A 15,054-nucleotide genomic window follows, 5' to 3' on the forward strand; every position below is an offset into this window, starting at 1 on the left:
AATCAAAGAAATAGAGCAAGATATCGTCCGAAAACCGCTTCACACTTTTCGGCATCATGCTCTAAACAGGGGTAAGGCGATTTGCGTGGTTGAGGCGCGGCGCCGACGAGCAACCGGTAAGTTTGATGGCCATCCGTTTCGACCGTCCCGTTTCCAGCGCCGCCCACGCTTCGCGGCTGATCGGGGCGTTTTCGCTGGTTCTGGCGCTCGCTGTTCTGATCGCCCACCGCTTCGGCGGCCTCGCCACTCCCTATCTCGTGCTGCTTCTGGTCGTTGCCGTCGGCTGCGCGCTGCTGGCGGCGCTGCTCGCCGCGCTCGGTCTGCGCAGCCTCTGGGTATCGGGCGCCGAAGGCGGGCTCGCCGCACTCGCGGCGCTGATCTATGCCGCCTTTCCGCTGGCGCTCGGGGCGCTCGCGGCAGAACGTTACTTGAACCTGCCGGAGATTTACGATGTCTCGACCGACCCGGTCGCCGCACCCGACTGGCTGTCGCCGCCGAAGGCCGACCAGATCTGGCTGAAGCGCAATCCGCTCGTGACGCCTGAGGATCGCGAAAGGCAGATGGCTGCCTATCCCGAGCTGACCGGCCGGCGCTACGAGGGCGCGCTCGACCGCGTGCTGGAAGCGGTGCGCAAGGTCGCCAAGCAGAGCGGCTATACGATCGTCAGGAGCAGCGGCACATCAGAGCCGGACCGCGATCTCGAGGACCGGCCGGCAAGGCCCGCGCCCGGCGACGATGCGGTATCCGATGCGCCCGGCATCATTCCCGTGCCGACGCCGCGCCCCTATGACGATGATGTCGCCAAGCTGATCCGCGGCGCCAACGGCGTGACGCTGCAGGCGACCACCCGCACCCTGGTCCTCGGCCTGCGCTTCGACATCCTGATCCGCCTGCGCGAAGAGGCCGAAACCACCTTCGTCGACATCCGCGTCGCCTCCCGCTACGGCCAGCACGACCTCGGCTTCAGCGCCGAAATCGCCGGCGATTATCTGAAGGCGCTCGACGCCGAACTCCTGGGAATTGCGGGTGGGTGAGCAACGGTGGCGCAAAGCGCCAGCAATCGATCCAGTGAATCGATTGCAGTTGCGAACGCCCTGAGCCCAAGCGAAGGGCCGGGAGAGGGTGCGGCGGACTCGACCCGCTCACACAACACACGACCGAAAATTTCAGCGAGAACCGCCACCCCAACCTCCCTCATTCCTGTGCCTGTCACAGGAATCCAGTGCGCCCAGGTCCCTGGGCGCGGGAGACTCTTTGCCTGATGGGAAGTCATTCACCGCGCAGACGCGCGGTGGCTGGATTCCTGTGACGAGCACAGGAATGAGGGAGGAGAGGTGGGGCGAACGCCCTGAGCCCAAAGCGAAGGGCCGGGAGAGGGTGCGGCGGACTCGACCCGCTCACACAACACACGACCGAAAATTTCAGCGAGAACCGCTACCCCAATCTCCCTCATTCCTGTGCCTGTCACAGGAATCCAGTGCGCCCAGGTCCCTGGGCGCGGGAGACTCTTTGCCTGATGGGAAGTCATTCACCGCGCAGACGCGCGGTCGCTGGATTCCTATGACGAGCACAGGAATGAGGGAGGAGAGGTGGGGCGAACGCCCTGAGCCTAAAGCGAAGGGCTGCGAGAGGGGGCGGCATCTGCAGCCGGCCCACGCGGCACACCAACAAAGATTTGTGCGGCCGCCACCCCAATCTCCCTCATTCCCTTCCTCGGGCAAGACCCGAGGAAGGGAATGAGGGAGGTGAGCAGATCAGCGTCCCAGCTCGCCCACCGCAGTGATGATCTCCGCTGCCGTCGGGAAGGTGCAAAGGCTGTTGGGTCCGTCCAGCGCCTCCATTTGTGCCCAGGCGATGGTGCCGTTCGCATCGACCAGGAAGTGCCCGACGAGCTGGGTGGCGTGCTTGGCGAAGATCGCCTGATCGGCTTCTTCAAGCGCGAAGTGGTCCTTGGCGTTGAGCACCGTGTTGGCTTCCATCGGCTGGATCGGTTCGGGAAACTCGCCCGTGGGGTTGATGCGCGCCGCCTGGAACTGCGCCATCGTCGCGCGATAGGGCCATTCCGGCTGCTCGCTGCTGCCATCGGGCAGGAACTCGGCATGCGGCACGCCATAGGCGCGATGTGTGTGGCAGTCGGGATCGCAGAGCAGCGTCACCGGCGTCGGACGGTGGCGGAAATACAGGCGCGCGCGTTCCACCGGCGTGTTGATGACGGCCACGGTCTTCACCCCGGCGGCGCGGAGCGTGGGCTCAATGCCGGCAAGCTGTTCGAGCTGGCGTCGGCAGAATGGGCAGTGCAGCCCGCGAAAGAAGCCGATCAGGAACGGGCGACCGCTCAAATCGGCCAAAGAGACCGTTCCGTCGAAATTGGCGGTGGCGAGTTCGAACGCGGGCGCGGTGTCTCCAGCTTGCAGCGGGGGCTTCTGGACTCCCATGAGGTCATTCCTTTCTCGGATCGTCTCAGGGGAAACGCCCGAAATTGAAATATAGCGCTCGTCGCAGGAAGACCCACCGTTCGATCCTGCGATCGCCTGGAGTGGCCAGCACGCTTCGAGGAAAGAATGATGGGAGAGGTGTCGTGTCAGTTTTGCCGGCCGCGATCGCCGCGCGCCCCTCATCCGCCTGCCGGCACCGACCGGGGTAGAGACCAGTGGCTCGACCCCGGTAAGGGTTAGGGTGAGGGGCAGTCGTCGGTCCAGCCTGGCGAAGCCACCCTCACTCCTCCACCACCAGCCACCCCGCATACCGCACCACCAGCCCTGTCAGCCGCCCGCCGATCTCGACGTGGAAATGGAAGCGCCCGTCGCGCTCCTCCTCATATGTCTCTCCACCAGGCGCCAGAAACAGCGGCAGCGGCAGCCCGAAGAACCGCCAGCCGCGCACGACGAGCCGCAGTCTGTTCTCCTCCGGCACCAACGCCAGCAGCACCCGGAACGGCCCGAAGACCTCGGCGAGCAGGTGCTGGTCGCGGCCCTTGCCCTCGGCCTGCCAGCTGCGGAAGTTTCGGTTGCCGAATGTGCGCGTCCAGATCTCCCTGTCGCCCTCGGCGGCAAAGCGCACCGTCACCGGCACATCGTCGCCTGCCGGGGGAAAGCCGATGGCGAGAGCGACGAGCCGGGCGATGAGGCCGCGGCCGCGCTCGATCCGCGCCCGGCCGGAGGCGGTGCGGGCGCCGCCGGCATGGATTGCGGCCAGCGCCGGCGGCAGTCGCTCCCAGGCGCTGCCGAGGATGCGCCGGTAGAGCGGTTGGGGCTCTTCCTCGCGCTCCAGCCGGATGCCAGAGGTGATCGAAAAACGCCGGAAGGCGGCCTCGAAATCCTTAAGCGACAATTCGCCTGCCGCCGGCCGCGCACCACTTTCCGGCCGCTTGCCTTCGAGCAGCCGGCGCACCAGCGCCTCCACCCCGATGACCGGAATGAACGGCCCGTCATCGCCCTCGGCAATCAGATGCCAGCCGCAGGTGAGCTTTCTTCCCTCGCCATCGATGCCGCCGGCACGGACAAACATGCCGCCGCGATGATCGCCGATGGCGAAGCGGTGGCTGGCGGCCTGCAAGAGCCGCGCAAATGGCAGCAGCGAGGGCAGGAGCCGCAGACGCACCAGCCGGGCGGCAGCCGACAGCAGCCGCTGCAGCGCCTGCGGTTCGGTGCCGACGCCGGTGAAGGTGGATTGCAGGCCGGCCAGGCGGGAGGGCAGCAGCGCAAGGTCGGGCGCATCGACGAGCAGGAAGGTCCGGCTGGCGAGCGGCGCCACATCAGGCGGCGCGATCGTCACCCTGATGTCATCGATCAGCCCGGAGCCTGTGGCCGGCCGCCCCTCGCGCAGCACCGCCACCGGCCTGCCGGCATAACTTGCGATGGCTTTGACGACATTGAGCCCGATCTTCACATGCGCCGACGGGGCAATGCCAGCCGAGACACTCTCGATGCGGGAGAAGTGCGGCGCCATCGCCTCCAGCGCCGCGAAGGAGAGCGCCGGCAGGCTGCTGAGGCCGGAGAGCGCGAAGACGCCTTTCGCCCTGGTTTGCGCGTCGAGCTCGGCGATGCCGGCGACGAAGCCGGTGCTGTCGGCGAGATCGGCATAATCGATGTCGAGGTCGATGCAAGCCTGCACCACCTTATAGGCATCCCGAGTGAAGCTCTGGAACGGCCCCGAGGCATCGACGACGAGATCGGGCTTCAGCCGCGTCAGCTGCTCGGCGAGATCGCCGTCGCGATCGAAGGCCACCGCCTGCAGCCGCGCCCCGAGATCGTTGCCGCCGAGCCGCCCGGCGCCGCCTTTCGGCGATCGAAGATCGGCGACGAAATCATCGGCCTTTTCGAGCGAGCGCCCGGCAATCAGCAGCCTGAGCCGCGGCTCCTCGCCGAGCAGCTGGGCCAGCCGGCCGCCGAAGGTGCCGTAGCCGCCGATGATCAGCAGGGATAGGCGCTCGCCGCTCATGCGATGAAGCGGCTGCGCTGCTCCGGTGTCGGCACCATGCAGCTCTGCCGTCCGGCGATCTTCAACCGGTTGCGGGCGATGAATTCATAAAGCGCGTCTGCTGCGCGCCGCGGCAGCAGCCGGAAGAGCTTGACCAGCGAATAGGGAAAGCCGAGGCCGGCGACCATGCGGATCGAACCATCCGACTTGAAGAAGGCGCGGCCCTCTTCGATGAGGATATTGGTCTCGTAGTCCCGCGCATCGAGCCCGTAATGCCGGTAGAGCGCTTCCCCGAGCGGCGTCTGCGCGGCGACAAACCGGTAGCGCCGCTGCCTGTCGTGCTTCAGCGCGAATTTCACCCAGCCGGAGCAGAAGACGCATTCGCCATCGAAGACGATCAACGGCCGGTCATCGGCAAAATCGGGCACGGCGGCATCGCTGCGATAGCTGTAAGCGGCTTTTGTCCCCACGCTTGATCTCCCCATCCTCATCTTGGCCGCGCCGGCCGATAGCTGGCGGCCAGCGACGGCGGCCCATCCGCCGCGATCTCGCCGCGCTCCAAGAGATCCTCGATATGGGCGAGCACGGAAAGGGCCGCCGCCCCATGCAGCTTCGGATCGGTATCGCGATAGATCGCTTTCACCATTTCGGCAATGCCGCTGTCGCCGGCCGAAACGCGCGCCAGCACCGCCTGCTCGCGCTTGAGGCGATGCGCCTTCAGCGCCGGCAGGAAACGGCGGGGCTCCGTCACCGGCCCGCCATGGCCGGGAAAGAGCATGGCGTCCTCGCGCGCTATCAGCTTGTCGAGCGAGGTCATGTAATCCGCCATGGCCCCATCCGGGGGTGCCACGATCGAGGTCGACCAGGCCATGACATGATCGCCGGAAAACAGGATGTCGCGCCCTTCGAGCGCGAAGGCGGCATGATTGGCCGTATGCCCCGGCGTGAGCACCGCTGTCAGCGCCCAGCCATCGCCCGCAATCGTCTCGCCATCGCCAAGCGCGATATCGGGCACGAAATCCATGTCCGAGCTTTCGGCAAAGGGATTGACCTCGCCGTCGCGCAGCCGCCGCGCCGGCCGGTGCGGCCCTTGCCCCACCGTCACCGCGCCGGTTGCCGCCTGCAGCCGGCGGGCAAGCGGCGAGTGATCGCGATGGGTATGGCTGACGAAGATATGCGTCACATCACGCCCGCCGATCGCCGCCATCAGCGCGTGATAATGCGCCTCGTCCTCCGGCCCGGGATCGATGATGGCAAGCGAGGAGGCCCCGACGAGATAGCTGTTGGTGCCGAAAAAGGTGAAGGGCCCGGGATTTTCCGCGGTAATGCGGTGGATATCCGGAGCAACCGGCACGGCCCGCCCATAGGCCGGCTCGAAAGCAAGGTCGAATGCGGGACTTTCCATGCGGGACGATGATCTCAGGTTGATAATATCGCCTTATGCTAGCACGCCACCCGCCGCTTCGCGCGCATAAATCTTCCCGACGCGCAAACTTAGTCATTGTGACAGGCAAAGAGCTTTGCTAATCAGGCGCGATCCGAGCAAGCGGTTCGCCGCTCAAGCTCTGGTGGGGCGTAGCCAAGCGGTAAGGCAGCGGTTTTTGGTACCGCCATCCCCTGGTTCGAATCCAGGCGCCCCAGCCAATTCACGTTGCCCATCTCTATTGCAATTTTATCCACACTCTCCTGTCGCTGAAAAGTTGCATTTCTTAGGTTTCCAGCTCAGCTTCAGCTTCGGCAAAACTGAGGCAGTGAAGATGCGCAACAGATTCGGCGTAAGTTTTTCTGAATATTTTGATATCGACCCCGAGTGGCTTAAAAAGAAGGGAGTTTTCGACCCGACACTAGACATCGACTCCCCGTTGTTTATCGATCCATTTCTGCTTCACTATAGCTCGCATCCGGAGTTTTCGGATCTTGCCGCATCGGAATACGAGGCTCGATTCACGCAAATCTGCGCCCTTCTGCTTGCGCGAGGCACCCCGGATCAGGATGCGAAGGCCTACTATTCTGCCTTTCAGCTGTTTAAAACCGGAGAGGTCAAAGGCCTAGGGGGTACCTGCCTGGGTTACGGCAAAAGTTCGACTGCCGGTGGTCGCGGCATCGGAAAAAAGTTAGCTGAGAAAGCACTTGGCTGGGCTAAAACGGTCGTCAACATGGGCGTCAAAGATCCCGAACTTTTCTCTACATTGTCGTTATTCGAAGAGGGAATTGGCGCGGATCGCATCTCTGACATGGTCGCAAGCATCTGCGCCAACTGCATTATCGCATTCAATCAGCGCATAATTGCGGAGATGCAGGCTGAACAAAATCTATCTCACGAGCCCCAAACAACACATATCGCGGGTCACAAATGCGATCTGCTTGTGAATCCCTTCAGCAGTGCGCCGCTACTTCTATTACCTACGGATATTTTAAAACATCTCCCCGTTATGAACGACGCGACGTCGCTACAGGACGCCGCGGAAACCGATAACGATGTCAGGCAAAGGGTCAACGCGCATATCGGTGAAATATTCAAGATTAGGACAAAAGCAGAGAAGGAAGCGATTAAACGACGAGCGATGGAAGACGCGCAGGCGTTCCAGGCGCTTCTTGATGTACTCAAGATATTGGAAAAAACACCCTACGACATGGCTAAAGATCCACAGGGGCTCATGCAGTGGAAACCAAATGCAGCAACCTTTTCGAGCTTACATAAGCTTGAAATAAAGGACGATATTAGCCTTCCCGAACTACAACGCGTGGAGCATATTGTCCAAGCCATTATCGGGCAGTTTAAGAAGCTTATTGAGCAAAATCGTCTCAGCAGAACCTTCTATGTCGATGGAAATCCTCGACATGAGCGTTACGCACAGCTCCTATTTCTGGCTATCGCTTTTGCGTATTGTGATGCGAACGGCTTGGATATGTCTCCGGAATCTGATGCTGGGGCGGGACCGGTCGATTTCAAGTTTTCGAGTGGAAAGCACAAAGTAATTGTTGAAATAAAGCTTTCAACAAACAAGAAGATTGTTGCGGGATACAAAGCTCAACTTCAAGCATACGAGCTAGCGGAAGGCACGAACAATAGTCATTACGTTGTCATTGATGTAGGCTCAATGGGAAATATGTGGAGAAATCTGCTTGCGCTGGCGGCAGGTAAGCCGGATGTAGCCAAACGCAGACGAGTGCATTTGATCGACGGGAAGTTGACGGCGTCTGCCAGCAAGCTTTCATCGACGAAGGATGCAGAAGAGGACTAAATCACCTCGAGTGCCGCCATCGCCTGGTTCGAATCCAGGCGAACTTCCAGATTCTGAATCTTCGCATCGCCCAACGACTGGCCTACCTGCGCTTGGCCAATCTCATTGCGTTGACCACCTTGATCGTCTCAAGAGACACGGTCGTCACGCGGGCAATGAGGTCTATGACGTGCTCCTTGTAGTCGGCGAACCGGTAGGTGTTGAACTTTTCCCGGATGGTCGGGTCCTTCGGCGTCTTCTCTTTGTATTGGTCAAGGATCCATTCGAGCCCCGAACGGTTGCCTAGGTGATAGTCAAACGCTTCTTTCGGAATGCCGGAGAGTGTGGTCTCCGTGTCGATGCGGATCACACCATTGTCTCGGTCCGCCTTCAGAATTGGCTTTGGCAGGACACCGGCAGCGCGGGCACCTTCGTCAGGCGTGTCAGCTCGGGCGATATCGAATTGCTCGACACTCTCGTAACCGATATGCAGCGCCATTAGCCTTTCGCCCCAGGTGGCCCAGATCCAGAAATCCGGGTAGAAGGGAATGCGGGGAAAATCGTGCTTTAGATTCAGTGCATAGGTCTCCCGATAGATCGGATCGTGCAGCACGGCATAGACGTAATGGAAGATGTCTTCCTTGCCAATGGTGCGCTGCTTCCCTCTCCCCCCTTCTTGTGGAGATGCCTTGGCAGGGGCAAAGGGGGAATATTGGGCCGGCGCTGAGGCCGGAGGTTCACCTCGCGCTATCGGCTCCGCCGACGTTTCCCCCTCACCCGGGAGTAGCCGTCCGTCCTTGCCATAGGCCTTGTGAAACTGCTTTAGGCCCCAATCGGTGATATTGTCGACCCGCTCGCCGTTAGCGGTGTAGCGGTAGAGAGGGAGAACCTGGTAGCCATCGGAAGCCGCGCCGTAATGAAGGTCTACCGGACAGGCCGCAGATGACACACAAAACGGAGCACGAGCGCCGACACTGCTGAAGCTGATGATCTTGTTCTCGGCGTTTGGCGGAAACATATCAGGCAATTGATATGTCATCGCATTTAGATGCCGATCGAAGTAAAACCACGTTGAATGGAACGGGCGATAATTGACCCGAATGATCAACTCTTGGCTGAACTGCTTCGAGACGCCAGACGTCAGATACTTGCTCAGCTCGCGGTCCCAACTGATGTCGGTAGCCGCATTTTCACCAAGGCTTCTGGCTCTCTCGTAGGCGCTTATGAAGTATTTTATTTTCCGTTCCAGATGCTCCTTTGAGCGATCGTATACCCACTCATCACGGTGGCTCGCATTTCCCAATGAGAACAGGCGAAATATTGCATTACTTTTGTTTTTCTTGAATGCCTTGACGTCTTTTGAGCAGACGGCAGGTAATTCACCCCAGTCGTTGTCGCTCTGCTCCAGCCATTGACCTGTCTTGTTCGGCAGGATTGTCTCGAAACGCGCATCTGACATTTTGGAATGCGAGAGGAACGACAGTTTATCGGTCGCCAACTCGTTTTCAGGACGTCGAAGATAGCGAATAACTGCGCCGGTTTTCCCGCGCTTTTTGACAAAAAAGGAGATTACGATTCCGGTCTGAATGCCAAAGACGTTGTGAGACGTCCCAGAAAGCTTCGGATTATCTCGAACGTCGCCGCCCAAGTCTACCAACCAAATTTCGGAGAACTCCTTAGCTACGGCTTTTCTGAAGCCATCGAATGCGGCTTTGGACACAAAGTTCCGATTGGTAACAAATGCAATTACACCGTCGTCAGCGAGTCTATCACTCGCCCAACGAATGAACCGAACATACATGTCATACACAGTATTCTTGTTCTGTGCAGTTCCTAGTCGAATATATGTATCCCTAATCGTTTGATCTATTCGGTTATAGGATCGGTTCGCGTTGCGCTGATCATAATACTCCTGTCGTGGGTTATACGGCGGATTGCCGATGACTACCGAAATCTTGCGAGCATTCTGACGTTTCACGCGCTCGATGTTCTCGTCCGAGAGTGCCGCGAACATGTCGTGTTGGTGGCCGGCGCGGATGCCGAGCCCCTCCACATTGTCCAGCGTGTCGACGAAGCAGAGATTGGGAAATTCGGCGAACTGGCCTGATATCGCAGCATAGGTCGACTCAATGTTTAGGTTGGCGACATAATAGGGAAGGATCGCCACCTCGTTTGCATGCAATTCGTTCTTGTATTTGTGCGCGAGCTTCTTCGGTTCGCCGCGGAAATATTCCAGGAGTTCGCAGATGAAGGTGCCGGTGCCGGTCGCCGGATCGAGGATCTCGACATGCGGGTCTATCAGGTTCTTGTCAAAGTGCCTCTCGCAGAGCCAGTCCGTGCTCTCTATCATGAACTTGACGATCTCGTTTGGCGTGTAGACCACGCCCAGCCGGTCGGCTTTCTTAGTGTCGTAGACCTTGTAGAAATTCTCGTAGATCACCTTGAGAAAGGTCTGCTTTTCCGAGTGACTGGTAATCTGGGCGGCGTTCGCCCGGATGGCGGCATAGTAAGGTTCCAGCCCTTTCAGCGTCTCCTTCTTCACTGCCCCAGTGAAGAACTTGCCCTCCAGCGCATACAGTTCCTTGGCGATATTATTCTCGTGGTGGAAGTCGCCCTCGTTGAAGACCTGGGTGAAGATCTCCTCGGTTAGGATGTGCTGGATCAGCATTTCCCTGACGTCTGCCTCCGAGAGTGTCGGGTTGATAGTCTCCTTGCAGGTGTCGAGGAATTTGTGCGCCGCCGCTCTAAAGTGCACGTTTTCGGCGTAGGCAGTGTCGATGCGCTCACGTAGAGCATCCAGCACAAAGGGGAGATAGGTCTTGAACTCCTCAACCGCCTTGCGGAACTCGCGGATTTCGGCTCTCTCATAGTCGAAGAACAGGTTAAGCAGCTTTAACAGCGACTCGCTGTCGTTCATGGGGCAGCGGTAGACTTCACGTCGGTCCTGGATCAGCACAGCTGTGTTAGAGTTCTCGAAGATTATGTTGTCCTGCGGATACCCTTTCGCGAGCTTCTTGCTAATCTCTACGTCGAGGACATCGGCTGTGTCCTTAGCCTCCCAGTAACCGAATGGGAGACCGATCGAATGAAAGATTGTGCCGTCGGGTCGGATGCGTGACCTCTGGGCCGACGCAAACTCGTATTGCGCTGCGAACTGCCAGTTGAGCTGGCGGGCCCAAGTTTTCAAGAGGTCCTTGAAGGCCTCGGATATGACCCCTTCCGTCACCGAGCCGGAAAACTTCCGCAAGCGATCGATTTCATTAAGGTATTGATTGATTAACTGCTGGCTCATGATTCCCTCACGAGCGGAAGCTACCGTTATTGTTAGGCATGCGGTAGTGCCCTTTTATAGTTCATTCCGCTGCGATGCTCGTTAGTTCCGCGCGAGCCAACCAATCAATCCACCGGCCTAAAAATTCTCGGAAGTTACTTTCGGAGATGCGGAGCAGGCGCAGATCTCGAATCGTCGGGATTACAGTCGGACAGCGTCCCTGGCGGTTGTGGCACTTCGGTGGCGTGCGATCCTGTCGCGCGCTGACGAAGCACAACATCGACGCTTCCCCATAGGAAGTCTCACCTTGGTCGTTCAAATACAGGATGCCACCATGTGACAGACCGTTTCGGAGACAGTTCAGGAAGGTCACGAATGGCAGCTCCTTGGCAGACTCTCGCGCGTCGGGTGATTGAAGGGCCTCTGCTATTTTTTGTGGGAGGCCATGTGCGACATTGAAAAGCGGGACACTTTGCAGAAATGACCAATCGAGTTCCGCGAATATCGGATGGTCGCACAGTTTCTTGCCCTGAACGGCAGCCTCAATTTTCTTCGCGAGGTGTTTGGAGAGAAGGCGTTCGTCTGCATAACCTTCATCCTCACCAAGGTGTTTTTGGATCCGTTCGATGGGAAGGGTAAGCATAGGCGTGGCCAAAGCCAGAGTAAGCGTCGTCGTGAGGGCGCCCCCGTGCCGTGAAGCGGTTTCTCTATCACCTAGGACAACTGGTAGGAGAAACTGTAAGAGATCGTGACAACGAACTGGGAGCTCGGTGCTGTAGCTATTCGGAAGTCCCATGCTTCGCCCTCGTTTCTACCTAGGCTGTCTCTACGATGCCTATGATTGGAGTCTCGCCCTGTGCCGAAGGCACAAGTTGTCAGCACTTGAAATGCTGCAGCTTACCGTGCGCATCTCGTAAACCGCCTTTTGATAACATGAGGACGCTCGTTATCAGAACGCCCGCGCCGAACAAGCGCCGACCTGACCGCGGAGAGGTGGCAGAGGGGTCGAATGCACCGCACTGGAGATGCGGCAGTACATGCGAGGCTGCTTTCGACCTCGGCAACAAACCGAAGCCCGAAGCGGCTATGCGATTGCCCAGGGAAAGCCTGCTGTCAAACATCGGGAGGGAACGCAGCAACGCCCGACAAACCCGCCGATCTTGTACCTCATCCGCGCCCGTTAAACAGCCGCACCCCAGTCAATTTCCCAAGGCTCTCCACCAATGCATCCTGAAACCCGACATCACCAACCTCCGCCGCCGCCTCCCGCCGCTGCCGATGATACCAATATCCACCACTGACCCTGGCCGCACCATCATCGCTCGTCGCAAGCCATGTCTGCGTCAGATGCCCCATCTCCAGATCATCGGGCGCGCCGGCGCCGCCCATCTTGGTCGGCACCCAGCCGGGGTCGACGGCGTTGCTCAGCACGTCCGGCCAGTGGCGGGCGATGGCGGCGGAAAGCGTGGCGATGTAGAGCTTGCTTTCGGAATAGGCCTGGCTGGCGCTCCAGGGACGCTTCTTCCAGTCGATATCGTCGAGCGCGCTGCTGCCGCTGCGGTGCATGCCGCTGCTGAGATAGATCAGCCGGTCAGGCCGCGTGATCCAGGCGGTGAGCAGATAGGGGGCGAGCGTGTTGACCGCCAGCGTCTTGGCGTGGCCTTCAGGCGTTTCGCCGCGGCTGCGTTCGAGATAGATGCCGGCATTGTGGATGACGGCGTCCATACGGCCGATGGTGTTGAGCTGATGGGCGATGGAGCGCGTTTCGACGGCGCTGGCGAGATCGCCGATGACCAGGCCGAGGGCGGCGGCTGAGGTCTCGGCGATTGCCGCGGCGCGCTCGCGGGAGCGGGCGTGGAGCACGACGTCGTGGCCTTCGCGGATGAGGGTACGGGCGGCGGCGAGGCCGAGGCCATCGGTGGAACCGGTGATAAAGATGCGGCTCATGGGGGTTCCTTTCGCGGTGGGCGTGGGGTGGGGAGTCAAGCAGGTTTTGGTTGGGGGCTCAATGCAGGAGTTGGGGTGTGGGTTCCCGGCGCGTGATCTCCCGAAGTAACGTTTTGGGGTTGTCCGTTGTGCGGATGCTTGCCCCTCACCCTAACCCTCTCCCCGTAAAAACGGGGCGAGGGGACGTGCCAAACGAGACGTCAGAGAGGGACGGAGAGGGCGCGTCATGGTCCCTTCGCCCCGCGCGCGGGGAGAAGGTGCCGGCAGGCGGATGAGGGGCGATTTTCGTCGGTGATTCAATGATTTGGCGCCAGTAATCGTCGGCGGGCGTGGATCCTCGGGTCAAGCCCGAGGATGACGGAGAGTGGGGTGGGGTTCGGCGAAAACGGCAACTTCGTCAGGCTGGGCCACTCCAACCGACGCCACCTCACATCCCCTGCCGCCGCAGCTCCGCCCCCGCGGCAATCGTCTGCACCAGCTCGTCCACCTCGCGTGCCAACCGTTCCAGCGGCAATCCCACGAAGCGCCCCTCCAGGCTGATGCTGACCACCCCATGCACCGCGCCAAACAATGTGCGGGCGCGGATGGCGCGGTCTTCGGGCGGCATGTCGGGCTGCAGTTCGGCGAGCGGTTCGGCGATCACGTCCATCAGGAAGAGGTGTTCGTCCAGGTGCCATTGCGGCGTCGGGCTGGTGGCGGGGGGGAAGTGGTCGAACAGCGCCTTCCAGAGATTGCGGTGTTCCACCGCGAAGGCGAGGTAGCCCTGGGCGAGGTTGCGCAGGCGATCGGTCGGGCTTTTGCCCCTGGCCTCGTCAAGCGTCAGCCTGGCCTCCAGCGCCTTCAGCGTCGCGGAATTCACATGGATGACGAGCTCGGCGAGGTCGGAGAAGACGGTGTAGAGGCCGCCGAGCGCGCAGCCGGCATCCTGGGTGATGTCGCGGGCGCGCAGGTTGGCAAGGCCGTCGCGGGCGATGCGCTCGCGCGCCGCCTCGATCAGCCGGGCCTTCAAATCCTCCCGTTTTTCTTCTCGTCTGCCGGCCATTAACCATTCCATTTCGATTTTATGAACGACGTTCAATAATTATCTTGAACGTCGTTCATGATTCTGCCATAACTCGTCTCGTGAACAACGTTCATAAACCGGAGGAAGGAAATGTTCAAATTGATTTCCACATTGCTGCGGGGCAGGGCGCATGATGCCGAGCAGGCTTTCGCCGATCGCAACGCCGTGCCGCTGCTGGCCCAGCAGATCCGCGATGCCGCCCAGTCGATCCAGACGGCGCGGCGCAGCGTCGCCGTCGCCATTGCCCAGAACGAGCAGGAGAAGGCGCAGCATCAGGCGATCCTTGCCCGCATCGCCGATCTCGAGACCCGCGCCACCGCGGCACTCACCAAGGGCAATGAAGGCCTGGCGCGGGAAGCGGCCGAGGCGATCGCCTTTCTCGAGGCCGAGCGCGACGCGTCGGAACAGGCGCAAAGCCAGTTCACCACCGGTATCGCCAAGCTGAAGGGCATCGTCAGGGATGCCGAGGCGCGGCTGCAGGCGCTGCAGCGCGGCGAGCGGCTGGCCCGCGCCACCGAGCAGGCGCAGAAGCTCGATATCGCCGTCGCCGGCCCCGGCCTTGCCACCCTCGACGAGGCCGAGGAGACGTTGGCCAGGCTTCGCCTGCGCCAGAGCCAGAACGAGCTGACGGCGGCGGCGCTGAAGGAGACGGAAAGCGCCACCCGGCCGGCCGGCATCATCGAAAAGCTTGCCAATGCCGGCTGCGGCGCGCCGCTTACCTCATCGGCCGATGACGTGCTCGCCCGGCTGAAGAGCCGCATCACGCCGGCCGCCTGAGATCGTCATCCCACCATCCACCCCTAGAAATTAAAGGGTCACTGAAATGAACGACAGTTTCCAGAAACATTCCGCCAGCTGGGTCAGCTTCTCCTACATCTCCTTCGGCGCCGCCGCCTTCATGCTGGCGCTCGGCCTCTACATGATGCCGCTCGATCTCTGGGGGAAGGGCTATCTCGCCATGGGCATATTGATGCTGGTGCAGACGACGGTGAATATCACCAAGACGCTGCGCGACAATGCCGAATCCGAGAAGCTGATCCGCAAGGTCGAAGATGCCCGCACCGAGAAGCTGCTGGTCAAATTCAATCGTAACGGTGAAGATCTTCCTTAACCACATCGCAGAGTTGTTA

At 60.4% G+C, this 15,054-nt stretch carries 12 protein-coding genes and 1 tRNA gene; 5 read left to right on the forward strand and 8 right to left on the reverse strand.

The window, feature by feature from the left end; all coding sequences use genetic code 11:
- Positions 1-125 precede the first annotated feature (125 nt).
- Positions 126-1,034 (forward strand): DUF1499 domain-containing protein, encoded by a 909-nt coding sequence (locus J0663_RS13725; protein ID WP_207240859.1) that lies wholly within the window; start codon positions 126-128, stop codon positions 1,032-1,034.
- A 720-nt stretch (positions 1,035-1,754) separates the two neighbouring features.
- On the opposite strand, the gene J0663_RS13730 is transcribed toward J0663_RS13725, so the two are convergent.
- From J0663_RS13730 to J0663_RS13745, 4 genes are all read right to left on the reverse strand, one after another.
- Positions 1,755-2,435, reverse strand: coding sequence for a peroxiredoxin-like family protein (locus tag J0663_RS13730; protein ID WP_207240861.1), 681 nt, complete (start codon positions 2,433-2,435; stop codon positions 1,755-1,757).
- A gap of 280 nt (positions 2,436-2,715) precedes the next feature.
- A complete protein-coding gene (locus J0663_RS13735; protein ID WP_207240863.1) occupies positions 2,716-4,440 on the reverse strand; it encodes a saccharopine dehydrogenase family protein in 1,725 nt (574 codons plus the stop codon).
- The gene (locus J0663_RS13740) at positions 4,437-4,904 is read right to left on the reverse strand and encodes a thiol-disulfide oxidoreductase DCC family protein (RefSeq protein ID WP_207240864.1); all 468 of its coding nucleotides are present in this window, start codon (positions 4,902-4,904) and stop codon (positions 4,437-4,439) included. Before J0663_RS13740 ends, J0663_RS13735 begins: the two co-directional genes overlap by 4 nt.
- 2 nt (positions 4,905-4,906) lie before the next feature.
- Entirely contained in the window at positions 4,907-5,824 is a 918-nt protein-coding gene (locus J0663_RS13745; protein WP_207240865.1) for an MBL fold metallo-hydrolase, read from the reverse strand.
- Positions 5,825-5,988: 164 nt separating this feature from the next.
- Between J0663_RS13745 and J0663_RS13750 the strand changes: the two genes are divergently transcribed.
- Both J0663_RS13750 and J0663_RS13755 read left to right on the forward strand, forming a co-directional pair.
- Positions 5,989-6,063: transfer RNA gene (locus J0663_RS13750), tRNA-Gln, on the forward strand.
- A gap of 113 nt (positions 6,064-6,176) precedes the next feature.
- Positions 6,177-7,664: a hypothetical protein gene (locus J0663_RS13755; protein WP_207240869.1), complete on the forward strand. Its 1,488-nt coding sequence runs from the start codon at positions 6,177-6,179 to the stop codon at positions 7,662-7,664.
- Between the two features lie 82 nt (positions 7,665-7,746).
- On the opposite strand, the gene J0663_RS13760 is transcribed toward J0663_RS13755, so the two are convergent.
- The 4 genes from J0663_RS13760 to J0663_RS13775 form a co-directional block, all read right to left on the reverse strand.
- Positions 7,747-10,935: a type ISP restriction/modification enzyme gene (locus J0663_RS13760; RefSeq protein WP_207240874.1), complete on the reverse strand. Its 3,189-nt coding sequence runs from the start codon at positions 10,933-10,935 to the stop codon at positions 7,747-7,749.
- Positions 10,936-10,996: 61 nt separating this feature from the next.
- Complete coding sequence (locus tag J0663_RS13765) at positions 10,997-11,557, reverse strand: hypothetical protein (protein ID WP_207240876.1); 561 nt, start codon at positions 11,555-11,557, stop codon at positions 10,997-10,999.
- 524 nt (positions 11,558-12,081) lie between these two features.
- The gene (locus tag J0663_RS13770; RefSeq protein ID WP_207240883.1) at positions 12,082-12,861 is read right to left on the reverse strand and encodes an SDR family NAD(P)-dependent oxidoreductase; all 780 of its coding nucleotides are present in this window, start codon (positions 12,859-12,861) and stop codon (positions 12,082-12,084) included.
- A 427-nt stretch (positions 12,862-13,288) separates the two neighbouring features.
- Entirely contained in the window at positions 13,289-13,903 is a 615-nt protein-coding gene (locus J0663_RS13775; protein WP_207240885.1) for a TetR/AcrR family transcriptional regulator, read from the reverse strand.
- 111 nt (positions 13,904-14,014) lie between these two features.
- Between J0663_RS13775 and J0663_RS13780 the strand changes: the two genes are divergently transcribed.
- Together J0663_RS13780 and J0663_RS13785 are read left to right on the forward strand one after the other, a co-directional pair.
- Complete coding sequence (locus tag J0663_RS13780) at positions 14,015-14,701, forward strand: PspA/IM30 family protein (RefSeq protein WP_207240886.1); 687 nt, start codon at positions 14,015-14,017, stop codon at positions 14,699-14,701.
- Positions 14,702-14,747: 46 nt separating this feature from the next.
- Positions 14,748-15,035, forward strand: coding sequence for a YiaA/YiaB family inner membrane protein (locus tag J0663_RS13785; protein ID WP_207240888.1), 288 nt, complete (start codon positions 14,748-14,750; stop codon positions 15,033-15,035).
- Positions 15,036-15,054: the final 19 nt, after the last annotated feature.

The organism is Rhizobium lentis, from assembly GCF_017352135.1.
Lineage (GTDB): Bacteria > Pseudomonadota > Alphaproteobacteria > Rhizobiales > Rhizobiaceae > Rhizobium > Rhizobium lentis.

Bases quoted from the DNA above. Each gene is read 5' to 3' on its own strand.
- J0663_RS13760 (WP_207240874.1), bottom strand. From the start codon at position 10,935: ATGAGCCAGCAGTTAATCAATCAATACCTTAATGAAATCGATCGCTTG.
- J0663_RS13785 (WP_207240888.1), top strand. From the start codon at position 14,748: ATGAACGACAGTTTCCAGAAACATTCCGCCAGCTGGGTCAGCTTCTCC.
- J0663_RS13775 (WP_207240885.1), bottom strand. From the start codon at position 13,903: ATGGCCGGCAGACGAGAAGAAAAACGGGAGGATTTGAAGGCCCGGCTG.
- J0663_RS13770 (WP_207240883.1), bottom strand. From the start codon at position 12,861: ATGAGCCGCATCTTTATCACCGGTTCCACCGATGGCCTCGGCCTCGCC.
- J0663_RS13725 (WP_207240859.1), top strand. From the start codon at position 126: ATGGCCATCCGTTTCGACCGTCCCGTTTCCAGCGCCGCCCACGCTTCG.
- J0663_RS13740 (WP_207240864.1), bottom strand. From the start codon at position 4,904: ATGGGGAGATCAAGCGTGGGGACAAAAGCCGCTTACAGCTATCGCAGC.
- J0663_RS13730 (WP_207240861.1), bottom strand. From the start codon at position 2,435: ATGGGAGTCCAGAAGCCCCCGCTGCAAGCTGGAGACACCGCGCCCGCG.
- J0663_RS13780 (WP_207240886.1), top strand. From the start codon at position 14,015: ATGTTCAAATTGATTTCCACATTGCTGCGGGGCAGGGCGCATGATGCC.
- J0663_RS13735 (WP_207240863.1), bottom strand. From the start codon at position 4,440: ATGAGCGGCGAGCGCCTATCCCTGCTGATCATCGGCGGCTACGGCACC.
- J0663_RS13765 (WP_207240876.1), bottom strand. From the start codon at position 11,557: ATGCTTACCCTTCCCATCGAACGGATCCAAAAACACCTTGGTGAGGAT.
- J0663_RS13745 (WP_207240865.1), bottom strand. From the start codon at position 5,824: ATGGAAAGTCCCGCATTCGACCTTGCTTTCGAGCCGGCCTATGGGCGG.
- J0663_RS13755 (WP_207240869.1), top strand. From the start codon at position 6,177: ATGCGCAACAGATTCGGCGTAAGTTTTTCTGAATATTTTGATATCGAC.